This is a genomic window from Microbacterium halotolerans, assembly GCF_003569805.1.
In the GTDB taxonomy this organism is placed as follows: domain Bacteria; phylum Actinomycetota; class Actinomycetes; order Actinomycetales; family Microbacteriaceae; genus Microbacterium; species Microbacterium halotolerans.
On sequence record NZ_KZ984052.1, the window covers coordinates 264563 to 284862 of the forward strand.

Consider the following 20300-nt stretch of genomic DNA (forward strand, 5'->3'; position numbering starts at 1 on the left):
AGTGATGGTGTCATGAACCTCTCCAGGCGCGCCGGGTCCGTCGGCGCTGGTCTCGTTCTCGCCGGTGTCGGCATCGGCCTCGTTCTCGGCGCCGTCGGCGCTGTCGGGTCACGGCTGGCCCGTGTCGCGCGTTCGGTGGTCACGCCGTCCAAGCGAGCGGCGGATCTCGAGATACTCGGAATCGACACGGCCGCGCAGACGATCAGGATCTCGCGATCGGCTGACACAGAGTTGCCAGGGCGTTACGGCATATTCTCGAACGGCACGATCAACTACCTCAAGATCGGCGTGGTGCTGCGCTCCGATGACGAGACCGTCACGCGCAAGCTGCTCACGCACGTCGGCCACGATGAGACGATCGGCCAATGGGGCGCGTTCAGCGGGTGGTACTTCGAGACGCCGGATGAGATCCACGTGCCGTACGACGATGTCGAGATCCCGACGCCGGTCGGCCCAGCGCCGGCATGGCTGGTGCCATCCGTCAGGGGCGCAGCGGACGATGAGACCTGGGCCGTGGTCGTGCACGGCAGGGGCACGAACCGCACCGAGACAGTCCGCGCGGTGCCCGTGCTGCGAGAAGCGGGCATCACCTCGCTCCTCGTCTCATACCGCAGCGACGGCGTCGCCCCGGACAGCCCGACCGGTCTGCAGGGGCTGGGCACGACGGAGTGGCCGGATATCGAGGCCGCGATCGAGTTCGCTCTCGAGCGCGGGGCGCGTCGCATCGTGCTGATGGGATGGTCGATGGGCGGCGCGATCGTGCTGCAGACGCTCGTCAACACGGCTCACCGCGACCGAATCGCCGGCGTCATCCTCGAATCGCCCGTCGTCGAATGGCGCACCGTGCTCGAGTTCCAGGCGAAGGCGCTCGGTGTGCCGTCGATTGCGGCGAGAGCCACCATGGGCATGCTCGAGACGCCATGGGCGTCGCGCGCCGCTCGTGCGGGGGAGGGCATCCGGTTCGACGAGTTGGACATGGTGGCGCGTGCGTCCGAGCTGCGCGAACCCATCCTGATCCTGCACAGCGACGACGACGGCTACGTCCCCGTCGACGCGTCGCGCGCGCTCGCGGAGGAGCGGGACGACCTGGTCACGATGCCGAGATTCGCTGTCGCCCGCCATACCAAGCTGTGGAACTACGACGAAGTGCGCTGGAACACCGCCATCAGGGATTGGCTCGCCGTCCAGGGCCTCGCCCAAGAGACGGACTGAGCCGGTCGTGAGCACGCGCTCACGACCGGCTCGGATGAGAGTTCACCCCGCCAGCGCCGCCACCTGGCGCTTGGCGCGCATCAGCATGCCGGTCATGCCGGAGATGCGCAGCGGCGAGACCGCCCTGCTCAGGCCGATCGACTGCGGGTAGTCGGCAGACACCGCGAGGACCTCATTCGGGGTGAGCCCCGTGAGCCCGTGCACGAGGATGCTTGCGAAGCCTCGTGTGGTGGGTGCCTCGGGCGGAGCCGATGCGTGCATCCGGACGAGCCCGTCTTCGTCGACGGCCAGCACGATGAACACGGGGGACTGGCACTCGGCGACGCGTTCGGTGCGCTCGGGATGGTCGGCGTACTCCGCCGGCATCTCCGGCAGGTCGTTGGCGAACTCGAGCAGCAGCTGGAGCCGCTCGGGCTCCGGCAACTCCAGGAACTCGTCTCGTATCTCCGCCAGTGCGGCGGGAACCTGCTCGCTCACGCCGCCGGAACCTCTCCCGCCTCTGCGCCTGTCACGATCGGCACACGCACGAGGCTGCCCCATTCGGTCCAGGAGCCGTCGTAGTTGCGCACTTTCTCGATGCCGAGCAGGTGGTGCAGCACGAACCAGGTGTGGCTGGATCGCTCGCCGATGCGGCAGTAGGCGACGACGTCACTCGCGTCGCCGATGCCCGCCTGGTCGCGGTAGATCTGTTCGAGCTCGGTGCGCGACCTGAACCGCCCGTCCTCGGCCACGGCCTTGCCCCACGGCACGTTCTGGGCGCTGGGGATATGTCCGGCGCGCAGCGCCCCCTCCTCAGGGTACGCGGGCGCCGTCGTGCGCTCGCCCGTGTACTCCTCGGGGGAGCGCACGTCGATGAGCGGCTTGCCGAGGTGTGCGAGCACGTCCTCGCGGTAGGCGCGAAGCACGGAGTCGTCGCGCTCGACGACCGGGTACTCGGTTGTGGGTCGATCGGCTGGCTCCGTCGTGATCGTCCTGCCCTCGGCGATCCAGCCGTCGCGGCCCCCGTCGAGCAGACGCACGTCAGCGTGCCCGAACAGCGAGAACACCCATAGTGCGTATGCCGCCCACCAGTTGTTCTTATCGCCGTAGATCACGACGGTGTCGTCGCGGGAGATGCCCTTCGCGCCGAGCAGCTCCGAGAAGCCCGCTCCGTCGACGTAGTCGCGAACGACGGGGTCGTTGAGCTCCGTGTGCCAGTCGACCTTGACGGCGCCGGGAATGTGTCCGGTCTCGTACAGCAGCACATCCTCATCCGACTCGACGACCACGAGGCCGTCCTCGCCGAGGTGATCCTCGAGCCATTGCGTCGTGACGAGGCGTTCCGGATGGGCGAACTGGGCGAGATCCGGGGAAGGGTCGGATGCGACGGTCATGGCTGAGCTCCTGCCTGAGTAGCGTGCGATCGGCGTGAACCGAACGGACGTAGACTTGGTGCGTCCTTATACGAGCTTAGGCGCCCTGTCGGGCACCCGCACCGTGTCCTGCTGCGCGTGCGTCACACAGCGAAACGAACGGTATATGACACAGATCGGCACGATCACCGGCCGTGTGCGCCTCACTGAGCGAAACCCTCACCTGTCGGGCGAGGAGATGCTGGCCAGCCTGGTGCCGCCGCCTCAGTTCGACGAGGCGAGCTTCGACTCCTATCGCGCTGACGATGAGCATCCGTCGCAGGCGGAGGCGAAGGATCAGCTCACGGCGTTCGCCGTCGGCGCCGAGCCGGCCAAGCGCGGTCTGTTCTCACGCAGACCGAAGACAGCCCCGATGAAGCCCGGCGTCTACCTCGACGGCGGGTTCGGTGTCGGCAAGACGCACCTGTTGGCCGCGGTGTTCAACGCGCTGCCCGCACGGCGCAAGTACTTCGGCTCCTTCATCGAGTACACGGCGCTCGTCGGTGCGCTCGGGTATCGGAACACGGTCGACCTGCTGAAGGGATCGGCGCTGCTGTGCATCGACGAGTTCGAGCTCGACGATCCGGGCGACACGATGGTGATGACGCGTCTGCTCGGCGAGCTCGTGTCGTCAGGCACACGCCTGGCGGCCACGAGCAACACGCCGCCGAACGCGCTCGGCGAGGGCCGGTTCGCCGCGCAGGACTTTCTTCGGGAGATCCATGCGATGGCCGACAGCTTCGAGACCATCCGGATCGATGGCGTCGACTTCCGTCAGCGCTCGCTCGACGGCACTGCGGTGGTGCTGGGCGACGACGAGTACGACGAGGCGCTCGACGCTGTCGGCACGACGGTGTCGGATGATGCCTTCGACGAGCTGCTGTCGCATCTCGCACACGTGCACCCTTCGCGGTACATCCGGCTCGTCGACGATGTCGACGCCGTCGGTCTGCGAGATGTGCGCCAGATCACCGATCAGTCGGAGGCGCTGCGCTTCGTCGCTTTCGTCGACCGCGTCTACGACGCGCAGATCCCGATCCGCGCAACGGGCACGGCTCTGAACGACGTCTTCAGCGCGGACATGCTCGCGGGCGGTTACCGCAAGAAGTATCTGCGTGCCGTGTCTCGGTTGAACGCCTCGACGCACTCCTGAGCGGGCACCGCACTCCTCATCGAGGAGGGTGCGAGGTTCATCGAGGACTGTGCGGGGCGCGAAACATGAACTTAACGCGCGCGGCGGCTGTGTAACGCAGCCGAAACGCGCCGCACACGTCGGCGGAAAACCGCGTCGTCAGTATGGGGGCACATCCGGTTCACCGGATCCATTGCACTGACACAGAGGAATCACATGGATAGCGGAAACCTTGCGTGGTTGACCATTTCCACCGCGCTCGTACTGCTGATGACGCCTGGGGTGGCGTTCTTCTACGGCGGGCTGGTGAAGGCCAAGAGCGTCGTCAGCATGATGATGATGAGCTTCGGAGGCCTGGCACTGACAGCCGTGCTGTGGGTGTTGTACGGCTTCGCGATGACGGCCGTCGACAACCCGCTGGCGTTCGCCGGCAACCCCTTCGGCGACCTCGGCCTGGTCGAGACCATCTCTGACGATCCGACGGGTGAGGCGGGCATCGGCGCGGCATTCGGCGCGACGTTCGCGATCATCACGGTGGCGCTGATCTCCGGCGCGATCGCAGACCGTGCGCGGTTCTGGTCCTGGATGCTGTTCGCGGGCATCTGGGTCACGCTGGTCTACTTCCCGGTCGCAGCCTGGGTGTGGGGCGGCGGCTGGATCATGGAGCTCGGCAACTGGCTCTTCGACGGCGCCGTCGAGGTGATCGACTACGCCGGCGGTACCGCGGTGCACATCAACGCGGGTGCGGCGGCATTGGCGCTGGCGCTCGTGCTCGGCAAGCGCGTGGGCTTCCAGAAGGGCATCAATAAGCCGCACAGTGTGCCGCTGGTCATGCTCGGCGCCACCCTGCTGTGGTTCGGCTGGTTCGGTTTCAACGGCGGTCTGACTCCGGCGCCGCTCGGCGAGAGCGGCAACACCGAGATGGGCCTGATCATCATCAACACGATGGTGTGCCCCGCCGCAGCGATCATCGGCTGGATCGTCGTCGAGAAGTTCAAGGACGGCAAGTCGACATCGGTCGGCGCCGCATCCGGTGCTGTCGCCGGTCTGGTCGCCATCACGCCGGCCTGTGCGTCGATCGACCCGATCTGGGCCATCCTGCTCGGCGTCGTCACTGGTGTCGTCTGTGCGCTTTCGATCGAGTTGAAGTGGAAGTTTGGCTTCGACGACTCGCTCGACGTCGTCGGTGTGCACCTCGTCGGCGGCGTGATCGGTACGCTCTGGATCGGCCTCTTCGGCAACGGCACCGGCCTGTTCCTGGGCGGAGGCATCCAGCAGCTGGTGGTGCAGTTCATCAGCGTGGTGGCCGTGATGGCCTACTCGTTCATCGCCGCCTACATCATCGGCATCGTCATCCAGAAGACGATCGGCTTCCGAGTCAAGAACGAGGACGAGATCGCCGGCGTCGACACCGTGATGCACGGCGAGGCGGGCTACGCGATGGAAGGCCGCTGAGCCTGACACCGCAGCAGCGGCGGGGTGCCACAGGACCACCTGTGGCACCCCGTCGCGCGACACGGCCGGGATGCGCATCGGTTCGGTGCGCGTCGGAACATCCGGTAGTATCGGTCAAGGCCTTCACAGGTCGGCAGCTAGGGCGATTGGCGCAGTTGGTTAGCGCGCTTCCTTCACACGGAAGAGGTCGTGGGTTCGAGTCCCGCATCGCCCACTCCGCGTACAAGGCTCGAGTCCTTGCCTGACGAATCGTCGGCAAGGACTCGAGCTTTGTTCCTGTCTTGCGCCCAGTTGATGGCGTTGCCGTTAGCCCCGGGGTCGGTCAGCATCTCATAGGGGTGTTGGTGCTCGACTCGGAGCTCGTCGTCTTCTCCAACGCAGACCTCGGCGAAGAAAGCCTGGTTGCAGAGTCGGCGATCGGCGCCGTCGCAGCGGGCGCAGGCGTCCGCCAACACCTGACCGACCTGATCGATCCAACGCTGTTGTCACCTCGCGTATGCGACGATAACATCGAGATATAACGATGTAATCGTGAACGTTGCGTGTGAACTCTTGCTCGCGAACGGGCGTGAGAGAGTGAGGAGTTTCGATGGGTGCTGGACACGATCACGGGCCGAGTCCGGAAGAAGCCGCACAGGCACCGGACTTCCGGCGCAAGCTGGGCATCGCCTTCGCGCTGGTCTTCGGCATCGTCGTCGCGCAGGGCGTCGGCGCCTGGGTGACCGGGAGTCTGGCGCTGCTGGTGGACATGGTGCACTCGCTCACCGATTCCGTCGGCCTGCTGGTGGCGCTGGTGGCCGCGACGCTGATGATCCGGCCCCCGAGCAAGCGACGCACCTGGGGATTCCGCCGCATCGAAGTGCTCGCTGCGCTGGGGCAGGCGCTGCTGCTGATCGGGGTGAGCGTCTATGCGCTCATCGAGGGTATCGAGCGCTGGGCGAATCCGCCCGAGGTCGCTGCACCCGAGCTGTTGGTGTTCGGCATCGTCGGACTGCTGCTCAACGTCACGGCGATGATGGTGCTCGCCTCCAGTCGGGGGGCGAACTTCAACATGAAGGCTGCCTTCCTCGAAGTGCTCATGGACGCCCTCGGCACTCTGGCCGTCATCGCCTCGGCCGTCCTCATGATGACCACCGGTTACCAGCGCGCCGACACCCTCGCCGCATTCGCCATCGCGCTGATGATCATCCCGCGTGCCGCGCTGCTCATCCGCGAGACGATGCGCGTGCTGATGGAGTTCACTCCCAAGGGCCTCGACCTCGACGAAGTGCGCCGACACCTGCTCACGATGGACCACGTCCAGGACGTGCATGACTTGCACGCCTCCACGGTGGCCCCCGGACTGCCCACCCTGTCAGCGCACGTGGTGCTCGACGACTCCTGCTTCACCGACGGGCACGCCGTCGAGATCCTGGAACACGTGCGCCGTTGCGTCGCCGAGCACTTCGACGTCGCAATCCATCACACCACGATCCAGTTGGAGACCGAGCAGCACAGCGAGCACGAGGCCGCCGGCGCGCTGCACCCCTGAGCGCTGAGTCAGGACCGGACGAGGCGGGCGATGGAGCCGGATGCTTCCTCGATCTTCTGGCTCGTCTCTCGGCTGCCTTGCGCGGCGGCCTCGACGATGCAGCGGCTCAGGTGCTCCTCGAACAGACAGACTGCCACCGACCGGAGCGTCGTGGTCATCGCCGAGACCCTGTTGAGGCCCCGGCTTCTGGGCCGGCCGGGCCTGCTCGACTGTGCCAGAGCGCTATCGCTGGTGAGTCTTCGTGACGACAGCAGCGCCATGCACTGGACACAGCGTCACCGCGTCGCCAGTCAGGGCCAGGATCCGCTCCGCCGCCGCCAGCAGTTCGACCAGTGACTCGGGGTGCGCGAGCGAGTACATCGAAGCCCGACCTTCCGAGCGCACCGTCACCATGCCTGCCTCGCGCAGACATGCCAAGTGCTTGGACACAGTGCTCTGCGACAGCCCCAGATGCGCGGTAAGATCGACGACTCGATGCTCACCGAGCTGAAGGTGCTGCAGGATCACCAACCGCGACGGATCGCTGAAGCTGTGGAACAGCGAAGCCGCGGGAACCACGGCACCGACCTCAGTCACGGGCGTCGCACTCCGCGCCTCCTTCGTATTCATCGTCATGTCTCGATGTTATCGAAGGACGGCAACGCCGTCGAGATCGAGACGACTTCGCGGGCAGCGTGACATAAGGCACTCCGGATGGTGCGTCGACTGATAAGAAACCTCCGCGAACGTCGATACGTCGCCTCGAACATGAAGGGGGCCAGCCACGGCAGTGCGTTCCATGAACGTCACAGCCGCGGGACTCCCGGGGCCCGCCACGGGCGCAGCACAGTGACGACGACGGCGGCGAAGACGACGCTCGCGACCTGCACGAACAGTCCCGCGCCCCATCCGGTGACCTCGGACTTTCTCGCCGAGTCAGATCGCAACCCTATGAGGGGACGTTCTTGCTCGGAGGAGTGGGGCCGCTGAACGAGTGACGGCGCTGACGCGGGCGATCCGGCGGGAGAGGATTCGAGTCTGGCGCCCACGTGACCCGGAGCTCACGACGTTGACGCGTAAAGCTCCGTCGCGGCGCTGACCAGGTCGTCGATCAGGGGCGGGCGGTGATCGTTCCACCACACGAGTCGAACGGGAATTCGTGGGCCGTCCGTGATCGGGCGGAATGTGACGCCGGCGCGCGCGTGGTGGTGCGCTGTCGCCTCCGACGTCGTGCCGACGCCGCGGCCGGCGGCGATGGCGTCAAGCCAGTTGTCGACGTCGCTCGATTCGATGAACTGCGGCGAGTGATCCGTGTCGTCCCAGTGATGTGTGTTCGTGGTGCCCACGCGCGGGTCGATGATCACCGTGCGTTCGCCGATCTCCGCCATGCGCATCCGGCGGCGACGCGCCCACTGCGGGTCGTCGGCAGCGAATGCGACGAGTCGGCGTTCGAGCCCGACGATCACCGACTCGAACCGCTTGTCGTCGACGGGGCGACGAACGATGGCGACGTCGCACAGTCCTTCCGCCAAACCTGCGGTGGGGGAGTTGTGCCGCACCAGCGTGAGCTCGGTGTCGTCGTGCTTCCGGCTCCAGTCGCGCTGGAGCCGAGTGCTGTGCGTCCCGAGCGCGGCCCACGCGTAGCCGAGGCGGAGCACGCCGTGTCGAGTGCGCAGGAACTCGGTGAATCCGCTCGCTTCGGCGAGCACGCGCCTGGCGTGCGGCAGGACCAGTCGGCCGACGCTGGTGAGTTCGCAGCCGCGAGGGACTCGACGCAGCACCCGGTCTCCGACTGCGTTCTCCAGATTGGCGATCGTGCGCGACACCGCCGCCTGTGAGACGAACAGCTCCGCTGCGGCGTCGGTGAACGAGCCCGCTTCAGCAGCGGTGACGAAGTACCGCAGCTCCCTCAGCGTCCAGTCCATAACCAAAGCGTATAGCAGTGGCGAATTATGCGCTGGTGACAAGTGGTTGCCGCTCCTAGCGTGAATCGTATGAGTGAAGCCAAGGCAACCGCGCGCACAGACGACACGGCCTTACGGGCCGTCGCACCGACGCCGCGTCGGGTGCGGACCGGTGTGGTTCTGATGCTCGCGAGCACGGCATCGAATCAAGCAGGGGCAGGACTCGGCGCAATGGCGTTCCCCGTCATCGGGCCGGTCGGAGTCGTCGCAGTTCGGCAGATCGTCACCGCGCTCATCCTGGCCCCGATCGTGCGCCCTCGGTTCCGCGCACTGCGCTGGCGGGAATGGACGCTCACCGTTTCGTTGGCGGTCGTGTTCAGCGTGATGAACCTCTGCCTGTATCTGGCGATCGAGCGCATCGGTCTCGGCCTCGCCGTCACCCTCGAGTTCGTCGGGCCGCTCGCCGTGGCCATCGTCGGCTCACGGCGTCTGCTCGACATGGGCTGCGCCGTACTCGCCGGCATCGGCGTCGTGGTGCTGACCAGTCCCGGCCCCAGTACGGATCTCATCGGCATCGCCTCAGCAGGAGCAGCCGCGGCCGCCTGGGCCTGCTACATCCTGCTCAATCGCCGAGTGGGTCAGCGACTGCCTGGGCTGCAGGGCACGGCGATCGCCAGCGTCGTGACAGCGGGCATCTGGATGCCGGTCGCCGCCGTCTGGTTCGTCATTCACGTTCCGACCCCGGCGGCGTTGGGGCTCGCTGTCGCCTGCGGAGTGATGTCGTCCCTGGTGCCGTACGTCGCCGACCTGCTCACGCTGCGCCGCATATCGGCGCATGCCTTCGGCACGTTCACGAGCCTCAACCCGGTATGGGCGGCGCTGGCCGGCTGGTTGCTGCTTCACCAGTCGCTCAGCCTGAACGAATGGCTGGGAACAGGGCTCATCGTGGTCAGCAGCGTCTTCGTCTCGATCCGAGCGCTCGCATCCCCGGATGAGCAGTGACGAGAAGGAACTCCGTCCGGCGATTCTATGCTGGTGTCGACGCCGGACTCGCGCGATACTGACGCAATGGATGATGTCGCCGACTGGCTCGCCGCGAACGGCGACCTGTTCTGGACCTGGGTGGTTCTTCCCGTCGTGGTGCTGCTCGGGCTCTACATGACCATTCGCTCCGGCGTTGTGCAGTTCCGGCTCATCCCCGAGATGTTCCGCACGCTCACGAACCGCACGCCCCGTGACGAATCGGGCGAGCCGCAATCGGTGTCGGCATTCCAAGCGTTCACGATCTCCGCGGCTTCGCGCGTGGGAACGGGCAACATCGCCGGTGTGGCCACGGCGATCGCCATCGGCGGGCCGGGGGCGGTGTTCTGGATGTGGCTGATGGCGTTCGTCGGGGCCGCCTCGGCCTTCGCTGAGTCGACGCTCGCTCAGCTCTTCAAGGTGCGCGACCCCGCTGGCTTCCGGGGCGGCCCCGCCTACTACATGCAGCGCGGACTCAAGGCGCGCTGGATGGGCGTGTGGTTCGCGGTGATCCTCATCATCTGCTTCCCGTTCGCGTTCAGCTCGCTGCAGGCCAACACGATCTCCGCTTCCCTCGGCGGCGCGGTCGCCTCGATGACGGGCACTGACGCCGGGGCATGGCTGCCTTGGGTCTCCGGCCTCGTCGTCGCGGCGCTCACGGGGCTCGTCGTGTTCGGAGGAGTGCGCCGCATCGCCTCAGTGACGCAGACGATCGTGCCGGTCATGGCATTGGCGTACCTGCTGCTCGGGTTGGCCGTCGTCGCCGTCTCCTGGCAGGAGGTCCCGGCAGCGATCTCGTCGATCTTCACCCAGGCGTTCGGCTACAACGAGGTGGTCGGAGCGGCCTTCGGATACGTCGTTCTCACCGGCATCAAGCGCGGCATGTTCTCGAACGAAGCGGGCCTCGGCTCCGCGCCGAATGCCGGCGCGAGCGCCGCCGTCACCCATCCGGTCAAGCAGGGACTGGTGCAGGCGCTCGGAGTGTACTTCGACACGTTCCTGGTGTGTTCGATCACGGCCTTCATCATCCTCACCGGCGTTCCCGATCTCGCCGGAGCGCCCGTGGGAGTCGACCTCACACAGGCTGCCCTCGGCGGGACGCTCGGCGAATGGTCGCTCACCGCGCTCGCCATCATCGTGTTCCTGCTCGCGTCCAGCTCGATCATCGGCAACTACTACTACGGCGAGGCCTCCATCGAGTTCATCTCGACGCGCCGCTGGGTGCTCGTCGCCTACCGCACGCTCGTCGTCGCCGCGGTCTTCGTCGGTTCTGTGCTCTCCGCCAACGTGGTGTGGAGCTTCGCCGATGCTGCGATGGGGTTCATGGCGATCACCAATCTCGTCGCCCTCGCCCTGCTGTCGGGGCTCGTCTTCGCGCTGCTGCGCGACTACATGCAGCAGCGCGGGGAAGGAAAGGACCCCGTGTTCACACGCGACCGACTGCCCGATGTCTCCGGAATCGACTGCTGGCACGACGAGCTCAGCGTGACGGGGCCGCTGCCCGTACAGCGTCGTCGCTGACGCCGTACGGCTGCCAGCGGGTCATCGGCGCCGGCGCTGGGCGATGACGTCCAAGAAATCGTGCGCGCCGGGCTGCGGGACGGTTCCCGACCACACGGCTGCGAGCGGACGCTCCATCCGGATGCCTTCAACCGCCACACGCACGAGCCTGCCGGCCCGGATATCGTCGGCGACGGCGAGGGAGCTGAGCGCGCCAGGGGCGACACCCGCCATGATCGCGCTGCGGACGCCGAGCGTCGTCGGCAGCACGGCTGCGGGTTCGGCTGTGACAGGGCGGCCTGCCGCGAGGAGGGCGTCCTCCAAAGCTCGTCGGGTGCCGCTGCCCCGCTCGCGGAGCACCAGGCTCGTGACGGAGAGCTCCTGTGCGGAGGTTCTGCCTGATCTCGCCCAGCGGTGGCCCGGTTGTGCGACCACGTCGACCGTGTCGTGGGCGACGACCACTGACCCGAGGTCGTCCGGGAGCCTCGGCGTCTCGATGAACCCGAGGTCGACGGATCCTTCGCGCACGGACTCGATGACCGCGCTGCTGTTCTCGGCGGTGAGCTGCACGACAGGTCCGTCATCGCCGGCGCTGATGCGCCATCCGGCGATCCACTCCGGGAACAGATGCTCCGCGATCGTGAGGCTCGCCGCGATCCGGATCGTTCTGCTGCGGTCGGTGCGCAGAGTTGCGACCGCGTCCGAGAACTCATCCGCCGAGGCGAGGAGCTTCGCCGCCCAGCCGATGACGACCTCGCCTGCGGGAGTCAACCTGGAGCCCCGTGCAGACCGCACCAGCAGTCGGGTGCCCAGGTCGGTCTCCAGGCCGCGGATGCGCTGAGACACGGCCTGCTGGCTCACGCCGAGGTGCGCACCGGCCGCCGACATGCTGTGCTCCGCCGCGACCATCGACAGAGCACGGAGCGCCTCCAGATCCGGTTCACCGGTCATCCTCATGCCACTCACCTCGGTACAAGCGTAACTTGTATCCGTCGAGGGATCCGCTCCTACCGGTGCGGCGCGGTCGCGCACAGGATGGGGACATGGCCTACGAATCGCGCAAGGACGGCGCACGCCCGACGCGCGCTCCCGCCGTCCAGCGTCTCCGCGCGAGTGCGCCGGGATTGGCGGTCAGTCTTCTTGCAGCGGGCGCCTCATCCGGGATCGGTCTGCTCCGGCCCGGCGTCAGCCCGCTCATCATCGCGATCGTGTTGGGTGTGCTCGTCGCCAACACGATCGGGGTGCCGACGGCGTGCGCGGCAGGCGTCGACTTCTCGGCGAAGAAGTTCCTGCGCGCCGGCATCGTGCTCCTGGGGCTCCAGCTCGTGCTCACCGACATCGTCGATCTCGGGGCGGCGCTGCTGGTCGTCGTGGTGTGCATCGTCGGCGGGGGCATGCTGGGCACGATCCTGCTGGGTCGGCTGCTGCGGGTTCCGTCAGGGCTGACCCTGCTCATCGCGTGCGGCTTCGCGATCTGCGGGGCCGCTGCCGTAGCAGGGGCTGCAGGCGTCACCGACCCGGACGACGAGGCAGAGCATGACACCATCACGGCGGTGGCGCTGGTGGTGCTGTTCGGAACCCTGATGATCCCGCTCATCCCGATGGCTGCGCAGCTGCTCGGAATGGGCCAGGAGGATGCGGGGATGTGGGCGGGAGGATCGATCCACGAGATCGCCCAGGTCGTCGCCGCGGGCGGAGCGATCGGCGGGGGAGCGCTGGGCGTCGCGGTCGTCGTCAAGCTGGCCAGAGTGCTGCTGCTCGCACCGGTCGTCGCCGGTCTGAGCATCCGGCAGCGGCGTCTCGGTCGGGTCGCGGGCGTGACCTCGGGGGCGAAGCTGCCGCCGATCATCCCTCTGTTCATGCTCGGCTTCATCGCGATGGTCGTGCTGAGGACCTTCGCCCCGCTTCCCGACGGCGTGCTCGCAGCCGGCGGGGTGCTGCAGACCGGCCTCCTCGCCGCGGCGATGTTCGCGCTCGGGTGCGGCGTGAGAATCCGCAACCTCGTCAGGGTGGGCCCGAGGCCGTTCGTGCTGGCCGCGCTCGCGACACTTCTTGTCGGGGCGATCGCCTACGGCGGTGTGCGGCTCGTCGGCTGAACATCGACCGCCTGCCGTGTCGGCTCGTGCGTTGGGAGCTACAGTCGGGAGATCTCCTGCCTCGGGCGCACCGGGAGATCGGTGATGTGCACGTCCTGCGGCGCATCGATGACGAACCGGACGGCCGTGGCGATCGATCGGGGGCTGATGTACCGTTCGGGCGTGTAGGCGTCGGCGGGCACCATCGCGCGCAGCATATCGGTGTCGGTCTGGCCGGGGGACACCGTCACGACGCGCACGCGGTGCGATTCCTCGTCGATGCGGAGCACATCGGCGATTCCGCGCAGAGCGTGCTTGCTCGCGGTGTACACGGCGCTTCCGGGCACAGGACGCGTACTCGCACCCGAACCGATGAAGACGACTGTTCCTTCGGCGTGCCGCAGCAGGGGGAGCGCCGCCCGCGTGAGCAGCGCGGGAGCGGTGACGTCGGTGGCGAAGTGCGCCTCCCAGTCATCGCGCGTCGCATCGGCGACGGACAGCGGCCGAGCGATCGCGGCGACGTTCGCGAGCACGTCCAGACGGTCGAGTTCGGTGACGCGCGCTTCCACGGCGGCGGTGTCGGTGAGATCGAGCTGCCAGGTCTCCGCCCCGGTGCGCTCGTGCAGATCCGCGAGCCGTTCGGTGTCGCGTCCGACCGCGATCACGCGGTGCGTCGCTGCGAGCTCGGCGACGATCTCCCTTCCCATTCCTCCGGTGGCTCCGGTGACGAGGGCGACGGGCTGATCGGCGTGCATGGCATGTCCGTTCTCAAGGAGGGCTGCGAGATGATGACCGTGGGGCGGCGCTTGTCAGTGAGGCTACCGCGGCTGCGCCCACCCGGGCCGCGATCGCAGCTGCGTGGCGAGGGCGAGGACCGCGAGCGCCGCGATCACGGTGATCGCGACCGACAACGAGCTGAACGACGTGATCCCTCCGATGGACGGGGTCAGACACACGGTCGCCGCGCGCATGATCCAGTTCACGGCGGTCACGCCGGCGTGCGGCTTGAGGCCGGGCAGAGCGTCGGCCTCCGAGAACGCGATCGGCACGGTGATCGCGCAGCCAAGGCCCGCGAACGTGAAGGCCACGATCGTGATCCACGCGAACGGGGCCCAGGCGACGGCCACGAGACCGGTGGCGACGAGCGACAAGCTCGTGATGAGCGCAGCGCGGCGGCCGACGGCGTCGATGAATCTGTCTCCGGTGATCCGGCCGATGAACTGGGCGCCGAGCAGCACGCTGAGGCCGATTCCCGCGGACTCGAGGGCCATGCCGCGTTCGGAGCTGAGCAGCACGGCCGACCAGTTGTTCCCGATGTCCTCGACGGAGATCCCCGCGAGGGCGACCAGCGCGAGGGGCGCCAGCAGCCAGACGGCACGGCGACCGATTCTGCCCCGGGGCCCATCGTCTTCCGGTTCGCCCTGCAGATCGGGCAGGAACCGCCTTGCTGCGAGCGCCATCGCGATCACGCACACGATCGCCCACCCGCCGATGTGCAGCGCAATCGGCACTCCCGCGAGTGCCGCCAGGGTGCCGACGCCACCACCGATGGCCGCTCCTATGCTCCATCCGGCATGCATTGAGTTCAGCAGCGAACGGCCGTAGGCCGCCTGCACTCGCAGCCCCTGCGCGTTCTGCGCGACGTCGACCACGGCGTCGCCGAGACCGGCGCACACCATGCCTGCGGCGAAGAGCCATGGGTTCCCGATCGTGACGCCGACAGCCGCGATGCTCACAGCAAGCCCGACCCAGAGGGTGCAGGTCGACGCTGTCATGCGCATCCCGAGCCGTCGCAGAATCAGGCCGGGCAGGTGCAGTGCGCCAGCCGAGCCGATCATGTATGCCGCAACCAGAATGCCGAACGCACCCGCTTCGAGGCCGAGCAGATCCTTCACCTCGGCGTACCGCGCGAGGAAGGTGGCGGGCAGAGCGCCGTTCGTGGCGAACGCCAGCATCGTCGCGACGCGGGCGCGTCGGTTCGCGATGGGCTGGTTCACAGGTCTCCTGCTCAGAGGCTGGCGTCGTCGTCCAGGCGGGATGAGCGTCCTGCTGCTAGGTCGTGTCTGATAATTCGTCGGCTACTGCGCTGGGCGCTGTGCTCGGCGCTTCGCGCCTTCGACGCTCAATCGCTCGTCACGAGAATGCGAGCATTCTCGTTCCTCGCTCAATCGCGTGCACCGGCTCGCGTCGTTCTCGTCGGTCGATGATGGCTCCGCATCGCCTCCCTCCTCGGCCTAGCGATCCGGCAGACATCACCCATGCTCGCAACGCCGCGGATTCTCAGACACTCCCTAGAGCTGACCCGTCAGCGCCGCGATACCGGCGAGAACTGACGCGAGGGCGATCACCATCGCCGCGATGAACAGCGCCAGGTGCACGGTGAAGAAGCGCGTGACCCTGCCCGCGTCGTCACGGGCCCGAGGATCGGCGACCACACGACGGAAGAACGTCGGCCAGGTGAGGGTGTGGAACGCGGCGTTGACGAACAGCAGCACACTGAGCATGACCATCCGACCAGCGTAGTGCGGGGTGCGAATGCCTACGTTCTCCGCGAGCGCCTCTGCGGCTGCGCAGGCACTCGCGGAAGTCGTGGGCATTCGGCGACTCACTTCGCTCGCCATCCGAAGCGCTTCTGGAGCGCGTGGGCGACGAGGGTGTAGCGGTCGAGGTCGAGGGCCGCGGCCTCGCGGCGCATGCCGTCGTGGTGCACGCTGTAGAGCTGATCCGTGTCGACCCACGACGTGCGTCCCCGCGCGTCCCAGGCGCCGGATCCGATGCTGACGCGGTCGTCGCGCCCCTGCTTGTGCTTGCTCGTGAGCTTCACGGCGTAGACCCGGTCAGTCGTGTGCCGCGCGATCACGAGCACCGGCCTGTCCTTGCCGCGACCGTCGTTCTCGACGTACGGCACCCACGTCCACACGATCTCGCCTGCGTCCGGCTCGCTGTCCTTCTGCGGAGCGTACTCGAGTCGCACGCCGCGCACAGTGCGGGGGTCGATCTCGATCGTCGCGCTGTCGCCGAAGCTGCCATCAGATGCGTGCTGCGCGGCGGAGGTCGGCGCTCCCTTCCGCCGGCGATTCCCGCCGCGTCGACTGCCGCGGCCGAAGACGGCTTCCAGCCCCAGGGAGAGGATCTTGGTCAGGATTCCGCGCCGTGCCACGCGCTCCAGCATATGGTGCGGCACCGGACTGCTAGGGTGGCGCTTACTGCACGGGAGTCCGGTGAGCCGGGCTGAGAGGGAGTAATCGAACTCCGACCGTAGAACCTGATCCGGATCATGCCGGCGCAGGGAGCGAATGAGCTCGCGATTGCTCCGGCGAAGCAGACCGCCGGAGGAACTCGCCCTCTCCACCGTGCACACACGGAATGGAGATGGAATGACGGAACAGCTCACGGCCGCCAAAGCCGCGGCGGATCCTCGAACATTCGGCGTCGGCGCGCGGGTCACCGTCGCGGTGATGGCGGACGACTACGCCGACGTCATCGTCGGAGCACTCAGCGGCATCGATGCCACCGGCCTGAGCGTCGACACCGGTGACGTCAGCACGCACATCACCGGCGCAGAGGACGACCTGCTGCGCTGGGTCACCGACCTGACGGCGGCGATCTCCGATACGGGCAGGCACGCGTCGATCACCCTGCATCTCTCCCGAGGCTGCCCCGGTGAGGTCGTCTGCGATCTGCCGGGCGGGGCGGGCCCTCGCACAGTCGATGCGCCGCACGGCAGACAGACTGGCCGCTACGCAGCGGCCGAGTGGTCGCTGTATCCGCTGCAGGACGCCGTCGCACCGAACGGCGAGCCCGACCACATGCGCGACATCTACGCGGCGATCGAACTGGCGCACGCCAACGGGACCTTTCGCGACGGCGGGCACTACGTCACCCGCCTCGAGGGCGATCTGGGCACGATCCTGGCGACGTGCTTCGCCGGATGGACCATGGTCGGCCGCACGGTGCAGCACGTCACCAGCCACCTCGTCGTCTCCGTAAACAGCCCGAGCCACGCAGATGTCACGCTCTGAGCGCCCCGCACGCGCGGGCCGCCTCGCGCTGCGCGACATCGTCCTGATGGTGATGCTGGGCGTCGTGTTCGGGTTCCTGTACTGGGCGCTCGTGCAGGCGTGGAACGCCCTGGCGATCCTGATGGGACCGGCAGGCGACCTCGCCCAGCACGTCCTGCTCGGCGGATGGCTGCTGGTGGCGCCGATCGCGATCGCGATCATCCGGCGCCCCTTCGTCGGCATCATCGCCGAGGTGATCGCGTCCGTCATCGAGGTCGTGTTCCTCGGCTCGGCCGTCGGCCCGATGCTCATCGTGGCCGCACTCATCCAAGGCGCGGGCAGCGAGCTCCCCTTCGCACTCGGCCGCTACCGCCGTTTCGGCTGGATCACCTACGCGGTCAGCGGTCTGATCGGTGCGAGCGGGGTGTTCCTGCTGTCGATGTTCCGCTTCGGCTGGCTCGGTCAGGACATCTTCTGGCTCCGATTCGGCGTGCAAGCGGCTTCGGGGATCATCCTCGGTGGTCTGCTGGCCAAGGTGATCGTCGATGCGCTGAAGGGAACCGGTGTGCTGTCGGGCTTCGCCATCGGCCGCGCAGCGTATGCAGATGCCGCAGCTCGCTGACGCGCTGGTCGCCGCCTCCGAACGGTCCGTCGAGTTCCCCGACGGCGGTGGGATCGGGCCCATCGACATCCGGATCGAGCGCGGCGAGAGCGTGCTCCTGCTGGGCGCGTCGGGCTCGGGCAAGTCGACGCTGCTCCGGATGATCCACGGTGCCGTGCCGCACGCGTTCGCGGCTCGTGCGACGGGCCGGATGTGGTTGGCCGGGCGTGATGTCGATGAGATGGAGGTCGCCCAGGCAGCGGACATCGTCGGAGTTCTGCCGCAGGATCCCGAGACGGGCGTGTGCCTGCCGATCGTGGCGGACGAGGTCGCCTTCCCCTTGGAGAACCTCGCGGTGGCGCGCGAGGAGATCGGCCCCCGGATGCGGGGCGCCCTGGAGCAGGCGGGGGCGTCGGAATGGGCCGAGCGCGACACCACCGCACTGTCGGGAGGCCAGCTGCAGCGGGTGGCGCTCGCGGCCGCGCTCGTGACGGCGCCGCAGCTCGTGCTGCTCGACGAGCCCGCGTCGATGCTGGACGGCGCGGGCATCGATGTCGTGCGGGACGCGCTGGGCCACGCGAACGCCGCATCGATCGCCACCGTGCTGGTGGAGCATCGCCTCGACGAACTCGCCGGTGACGGCGGGCTCGGCGCGCTGCCCCGGCGATGGATCGTGCTCTCCGAGGACGGTGTCGTCGCGCACGACGGAACGGGGGAGGACATCGCAGCGCAACGGGGGAGGGAGCTGATCGCGCTCGGCTGCTGGCTTCCCGTCGACGCGGAGCTCGACGCTCTGCTGGGAACGTCTGGCGGCATGCGCGACCCACGGACGATGCCTGCGCTGCGCGCGGCAGGACGCGACGGACGCGCAGAACAGGCGACCACTACCGGGGCAGGAAGCGTGGGTCGCCGACACTTCGCAGAGGCGGCACCGGAACACGGCGCAGGCGTCTCACTGACGGCGCACGGCCTGTTCGTCGCACCGGGCGGAGCCCGTGCCGAACCGGTGCTCCGGGGTGTGGATCTCGAGCTGCGCGCCGGGGAGTGCGTCGCACTCCTCGGCGGCAACGGGGAAGGGAAGTCGACGCTGCTGCGTGCGTTGGCGGGGGTCGTGCCGCCTCGTCAGGGTGAGGTGACGGGCCCGAGGCCCGGCCTGGTGTTCCAGAACCCCGAACACCAGTTCGTCGCGACGACGGTGCGCAGCGAGCTCGCGCACGGACTCGGCGACGAGGCGTCGGCCGCTGTCGACGAGGCCCTCGGCCGCTTCGGCCTCTCGCACCTGGCTGACCACGACCCGCACCGGCTCTCCGGGGGACAGATGCGTCGCCTGAGCATCGCCGCGATGCTGCTGCACAACCGCGCCCATCTGCTGGCGGACGAACCGGGCTTCGGGCTCGACCGGCTCACCAGCGTGCACGTGATGAGAGCGCTGCGACGGTCCGCTCAGGAAGGCAGGGGCGTGATGTTCTCGAGCCACGACCTGCGCGCCGTCGCCGGCCACGCCGATCGAGTGGTGCTGCTCTCAGACGGCGAGATCGTGGTGGATGCCACTCCGCTGGAGCTGCTCCGCGACGAGGAGGCGCTGGGGCGAGCACGGCTGCGCCCGTCGCGGCTGCTGCGCGAGCTGGCCGCAGTCGTCGGAGACCAGACCGAGCTGCGCGCCGTGCTGCACGGTCTCGACGATCTCGCGCTCGGTGCGAGTGCGACGGTCCCGGTGCTGGAGGCAGGAGAGGACGTGCGGGGATGACCGACACCGCATCCTGGCTCGCACACCGTGACCCCGCGGTGAAGCTCGCCGCACTGCTCGCCGTGTCGATCGCGACGATGTTCCTGTGGCGACCGCTGCCGGTGCTCCTGCTGTACCTGGCGTCACTCGGGGCGATCGCGTGCGTCGCCCGGGTCCCCGTGCGGATGATGGTCGTCGGCCACGTGCCGTTCCTCGCCTTCGGCCTCGGCCTCCTGCTCGTGAACGCGATGAGCAGACCCGGAGCCGATCTCGTGCCGGAGTGGCCCATCCGGATCACCGTCGAGGGCATCGAGGTCGGCGCGGCGCTGGCGATGCGGGGGCTCGTGATCGGTGCGCTCACGATCGGGTTCCTCGCCACCACGTCGCCGCGCGACCTGCTCGTCAGCCTGATGACGCGCGCCGGGCTCAGTCCGCGCTACGCGCACGCCGTCCTCGCAGGACACCGGATGCTGGCGGCGATGCCGCGCTCCTGGGAGTCGATCAGGGCGGCACAGGCCGTGCGCGCGCCGCTGGACCGCCGGGGAAGACCGAAGGGCGGGCCCGTCGTCTTCGCGCGGTCGGCGTTCGCTCTGCTCGTCGACGCCATCCGCTCCTCCGAGCGCATCGCCCTTGCACTGGAATCGCGCGGACTGGGTGTCGGCCCCCGCACCGTGTGGCGCCCCGTGCCGATCGGTTGGCGCGACGGCGTTCTCGCCGTCGCCGTCGTGCTCGCCATGTCGGCGGTGCTGGGGGTGGCGTGGATGCAGAGGTGA

23 protein-coding genes, 1 tRNA gene and 1 riboswitch are annotated in these 20300 nt (G+C 68.1%); of the genes, 13 read left to right on the plus strand and 11 right to left on the minus strand.

Going from position 1 to position 20300, the window contains the following annotated elements:
• Positions 1 to 12 precede the first annotated feature (12 nt).
• On the plus strand, positions 13 to 1212 hold the full coding sequence (locus DZG09_RS10450; RefSeq protein WP_119697681.1) for an alpha/beta hydrolase family protein: 1200 nt from the start codon (positions 13 to 15) through the stop codon (positions 1210 to 1212).
• A 42-nt stretch (positions 1213 to 1254) separates the two neighbouring features.
• Here DZG09_RS10450 and DZG09_RS10455 read toward each other — a convergent pair whose 3' ends face one another.
• Both DZG09_RS10455 and DZG09_RS10460 read right to left on the minus strand, forming a co-directional pair.
• Positions 1255 to 1689 carry a SufE family protein gene (locus DZG09_RS10455; RefSeq protein WP_240423929.1) on the minus strand — a complete coding sequence of 145 codons (435 nt, stop codon included), beginning with the start codon at positions 1687 to 1689 and terminating at the stop codon, positions 1255 to 1257.
• Positions 1686 to 2585 (minus strand): sulfurtransferase, encoded by a 900-nt coding sequence (locus tag DZG09_RS10460; RefSeq protein WP_119697683.1) that lies wholly within the window; start codon positions 2583 to 2585, stop codon positions 1686 to 1688. Before DZG09_RS10460 ends, DZG09_RS10455 begins: the two co-directional genes overlap by 4 nt.
• Before the next feature lie 145 nt (positions 2586 to 2730).
• Here DZG09_RS10460 and zapE point away from each other — a divergent pair, with 145 nt between their 5' ends.
• From zapE to DZG09_RS10485, 5 genes are all read left to right on the plus strand, one after another.
• Positions 2731 to 3756, plus strand: coding sequence for a cell division protein ZapE (gene zapE, locus DZG09_RS10465; RefSeq protein WP_119697684.1), 1026 nt, complete (start codon positions 2731 to 2733; stop codon positions 3754 to 3756).
• 195 nt (positions 3757 to 3951) lie between these two features.
• Positions 3952 to 5190 (plus strand): ammonium transporter, encoded by a 1239-nt coding sequence (locus tag DZG09_RS10470; protein ID WP_119697685.1) that lies wholly within the window; start codon positions 3952 to 3954, stop codon positions 5188 to 5190.
• Between the two features lie 140 nt (positions 5191 to 5330).
• Positions 5331 to 5404, plus strand: a tRNA-Val gene (locus DZG09_RS10475).
• 130 nt (positions 5405 to 5534) lie between these two features.
• The gene (locus tag DZG09_RS10480; protein ID WP_162893277.1) at positions 5535 to 5711 is read left to right on the plus strand and encodes a hypothetical protein; all 177 of its coding nucleotides are present in this window, start codon (positions 5535 to 5537) and stop codon (positions 5709 to 5711) included.
• A 68-nt stretch (positions 5712 to 5779) separates the two neighbouring features.
• Positions 5780 to 6721 (plus strand): cation diffusion facilitator family transporter, encoded by a 942-nt coding sequence (locus DZG09_RS10485; protein ID WP_119697687.1) that lies wholly within the window; start codon positions 5780 to 5782, stop codon positions 6719 to 6721.
• 8 nt (positions 6722 to 6729) lie between these two features.
• Here the strand turns inward: DZG09_RS10485 and DZG09_RS17005 are convergent, their stop codons facing one another.
• The 4 genes from DZG09_RS17005 to DZG09_RS10500 form a co-directional block, all read right to left on the minus strand.
• Complete coding sequence (locus DZG09_RS17005; RefSeq protein WP_119697688.1) at positions 6730 to 6981, minus strand: metal-sensing transcriptional repressor; 252 nt, start codon at positions 6979 to 6981, stop codon at positions 6730 to 6732.
• Positions 6944 to 7330 (minus strand): ArsR/SmtB family transcription factor, encoded by a 387-nt coding sequence (locus DZG09_RS10495; protein WP_240423989.1) that lies wholly within the window; start codon positions 7328 to 7330, stop codon positions 6944 to 6946. The genes DZG09_RS17005 and DZG09_RS10495 overlap by 38 nt, the downstream gene beginning before the upstream one ends.
• A 176-nt stretch (positions 7331 to 7506) precedes the next feature.
• Complete coding sequence (locus DZG09_RS16620) at positions 7507 to 7647, minus strand: hypothetical protein (protein ID WP_162893278.1); 141 nt, start codon at positions 7645 to 7647, stop codon at positions 7507 to 7509.
• A gap of 114 nt (positions 7648 to 7761) precedes the next feature.
• Positions 7762 to 8625 (minus strand): LysR family transcriptional regulator, encoded by an 864-nt coding sequence (locus DZG09_RS10500; RefSeq protein ID WP_119697690.1) that lies wholly within the window; start codon positions 8623 to 8625, stop codon positions 7762 to 7764.
• A gap of 69 nt (positions 8626 to 8694) precedes the next feature.
• Between DZG09_RS10500 and DZG09_RS10505 the strand changes: the two genes are divergently transcribed.
• Both DZG09_RS10505 and DZG09_RS10510 read left to right on the plus strand, forming a co-directional pair.
• Positions 8695 to 9606: an EamA family transporter gene (locus DZG09_RS10505; RefSeq protein WP_240423933.1), complete on the plus strand. Its 912-nt coding sequence runs from the start codon at positions 8695 to 8697 to the stop codon at positions 9604 to 9606.
• A gap of 66 nt (positions 9607 to 9672) precedes the next feature.
• Positions 9673 to 11145 carry an alanine/glycine:cation symporter family protein gene (locus DZG09_RS10510; protein ID WP_119697983.1) on the plus strand — a complete coding sequence of 491 codons (1473 nt, stop codon included), beginning with the start codon at positions 9673 to 9675 and terminating at the stop codon, positions 11143 to 11145.
• Between the two features lie 21 nt (positions 11146 to 11166).
• Here DZG09_RS10510 and DZG09_RS10515 read toward each other — a convergent pair whose 3' ends face one another.
• Entirely contained in the window at positions 11167 to 12081 is a 915-nt protein-coding gene (locus DZG09_RS10515) for a LysR family transcriptional regulator (RefSeq protein WP_240423935.1), read from the minus strand.
• 86 nt (positions 12082 to 12167) lie between these two features.
• On the opposite strand from DZG09_RS10515, the gene DZG09_RS10520 reads away from it, so the two are divergent.
• The gene (locus tag DZG09_RS10520) at positions 12168 to 13220 is read left to right on the plus strand and encodes a YeiH family protein (protein ID WP_119697691.1); all 1053 of its coding nucleotides are present in this window, start codon (positions 12168 to 12170) and stop codon (positions 13218 to 13220) included.
• Between the two features lie 38 nt (positions 13221 to 13258).
• Here the strand turns inward: DZG09_RS10520 and DZG09_RS10525 are convergent, their stop codons facing one another.
• The 4 genes from DZG09_RS10525 to DZG09_RS10540 all read right to left on the minus strand — a co-directional run bounded on the left by DZG09_RS10525 (position 13259) and on the right by DZG09_RS10540 (position 16359).
• Positions 13259 to 13954 (minus strand): SDR family oxidoreductase, encoded by a 696-nt coding sequence (locus tag DZG09_RS10525; RefSeq protein ID WP_119697692.1) that lies wholly within the window; start codon positions 13952 to 13954, stop codon positions 13259 to 13261.
• Between the two features lie 63 nt (positions 13955 to 14017).
• Entirely contained in the window at positions 14018 to 15196 is a 1179-nt protein-coding gene (locus DZG09_RS10530) for an MFS transporter (RefSeq protein WP_119697693.1), read from the minus strand.
• Positions 15197 to 15490: 294 nt separating this feature from the next.
• Positions 15491 to 15709 (minus strand): SCO4848 family membrane protein, encoded by a 219-nt coding sequence (locus DZG09_RS10535; RefSeq protein WP_119697985.1) that lies wholly within the window; start codon positions 15707 to 15709, stop codon positions 15491 to 15493.
• Positions 15710 to 15804: 95 nt separating this feature from the next.
• Positions 15805 to 16359 (minus strand): type II toxin-antitoxin system PemK/MazF family toxin, encoded by a 555-nt coding sequence (locus DZG09_RS10540; protein WP_240423937.1) that lies wholly within the window; start codon positions 16357 to 16359, stop codon positions 15805 to 15807.
• 40 nt (positions 16360 to 16399) lie between these two features.
• Positions 16400 to 16508, plus strand: a riboswitch (TPP riboswitch).
• Positions 16509 to 16576: 68 nt separating this feature from the next.
• Here DZG09_RS10540 and DZG09_RS10545 point away from each other — a divergent pair.
• The 4 genes from DZG09_RS10545 to DZG09_RS10560 are packed head-to-tail and all read left to right on the plus strand — an operon-like array spanning position 16577 to position 20300.
• On the plus strand, positions 16577 to 17221 hold the full coding sequence (locus DZG09_RS10545) for a YkoF family thiamine/hydroxymethylpyrimidine-binding protein (protein ID WP_119697694.1): 645 nt from the start codon (positions 16577 to 16579) through the stop codon (positions 17219 to 17221).
• Entirely contained in the window at positions 17208 to 17822 is a 615-nt protein-coding gene (locus DZG09_RS10550) for an ECF transporter S component (protein WP_119697695.1), read from the plus strand. Before DZG09_RS10545 ends, DZG09_RS10550 begins: the two co-directional genes overlap by 14 nt.
• Positions 17806 to 19548: an ABC transporter ATP-binding protein gene (locus DZG09_RS10555; RefSeq protein ID WP_162893279.1), complete on the plus strand. Its 1743-nt coding sequence runs from the start codon at positions 17806 to 17808 to the stop codon at positions 19546 to 19548. The genes DZG09_RS10550 and DZG09_RS10555 overlap by 17 nt, the downstream gene beginning before the upstream one ends.
• Positions 19545 to 20300 (plus strand): energy-coupling factor transporter transmembrane component T family protein, encoded by a 756-nt coding sequence (locus DZG09_RS10560; RefSeq protein WP_119697697.1) that lies wholly within the window; start codon positions 19545 to 19547, stop codon positions 20298 to 20300. The genes DZG09_RS10555 and DZG09_RS10560 overlap by 4 nt, the downstream gene beginning before the upstream one ends.

What these genes read in the sequence shown, in the direction of transcription:
- DZG09_RS10450 (WP_119697681.1), top strand. Translation starts at nt 13, where the DNA reads ATGAACCTCTCCAGGCGCGCCGGGTCCGTCGGCGCTGGTCTCGTTCTC.
- DZG09_RS10460 (WP_119697683.1), bottom strand. Translation starts at nt 2,585, where the DNA reads ATGACCGTCGCATCCGACCCTTCCCCGGATCTCGCCCAGTTCGCCCAT.
- zapE (WP_119697684.1), top strand. Translation starts at nt 2,731, where the DNA reads ATGACACAGATCGGCACGATCACCGGCCGTGTGCGCCTCACTGAGCGA.
- DZG09_RS10470 (WP_119697685.1), top strand. Translation starts at nt 3,952, where the DNA reads ATGGATAGCGGAAACCTTGCGTGGTTGACCATTTCCACCGCGCTCGTA.
- DZG09_RS10485 (WP_119697687.1), top strand. Translation starts at nt 5,780, where the DNA reads ATGGGTGCTGGACACGATCACGGGCCGAGTCCGGAAGAAGCCGCACAG.
- DZG09_RS17005 (WP_119697688.1), bottom strand. Translation starts at nt 6,981, where the DNA reads ATGGCGCTGCTGTCGTCACGAAGACTCACCAGCGATAGCGCTCTGGCA.
- DZG09_RS10495 (WP_240423989.1), bottom strand. Translation starts at nt 7,330, where the DNA reads ATGAATACGAAGGAGGCGCGGAGTGCGACGCCCGTGACTGAGGTCGGT.
- DZG09_RS10500 (WP_119697690.1), bottom strand. Translation starts at nt 8,625, where the DNA reads ATGGACTGGACGCTGAGGGAGCTGCGGTACTTCGTCACCGCTGCTGAA.
- DZG09_RS10505 (WP_240423933.1), top strand. Translation starts at nt 8,695, where the DNA reads ATGAGTGAAGCCAAGGCAACCGCGCGCACAGACGACACGGCCTTACGG.
- DZG09_RS10510 (WP_119697983.1), top strand. Translation starts at nt 9,673, where the DNA reads ATGGATGATGTCGCCGACTGGCTCGCCGCGAACGGCGACCTGTTCTGG.
- DZG09_RS10515 (WP_240423935.1), bottom strand. Translation starts at nt 12,081, where the DNA reads ATGAGGATGACCGGTGAACCGGATCTGGAGGCGCTCCGTGCTCTGTCG.
- DZG09_RS10520 (WP_119697691.1), top strand. Translation starts at nt 12,168, where the DNA reads ATGGCCTACGAATCGCGCAAGGACGGCGCACGCCCGACGCGCGCTCCC.
- DZG09_RS10525 (WP_119697692.1), bottom strand. Translation starts at nt 13,954, where the DNA reads ATGCACGCCGATCAGCCCGTCGCCCTCGTCACCGGAGCCACCGGAGGA.
- DZG09_RS10535 (WP_119697985.1), bottom strand. Translation starts at nt 15,709, where the DNA reads ATGGTCATGCTCAGTGTGCTGCTGTTCGTCAACGCCGCGTTCCACACC.
- DZG09_RS10545 (WP_119697694.1), top strand. Translation starts at nt 16,577, where the DNA reads ATGACGGAACAGCTCACGGCCGCCAAAGCCGCGGCGGATCCTCGAACA.
- DZG09_RS10550 (WP_119697695.1), top strand. Translation starts at nt 17,208, where the DNA reads ATGTCACGCTCTGAGCGCCCCGCACGCGCGGGCCGCCTCGCGCTGCGC.
- DZG09_RS10555 (WP_162893279.1), top strand. Translation starts at nt 17,806, where the DNA reads ATGCCGCAGCTCGCTGACGCGCTGGTCGCCGCCTCCGAACGGTCCGTC.
- DZG09_RS10560 (WP_119697697.1), top strand. Translation starts at nt 19,545, where the DNA reads ATGACCGACACCGCATCCTGGCTCGCACACCGTGACCCCGCGGTGAAG.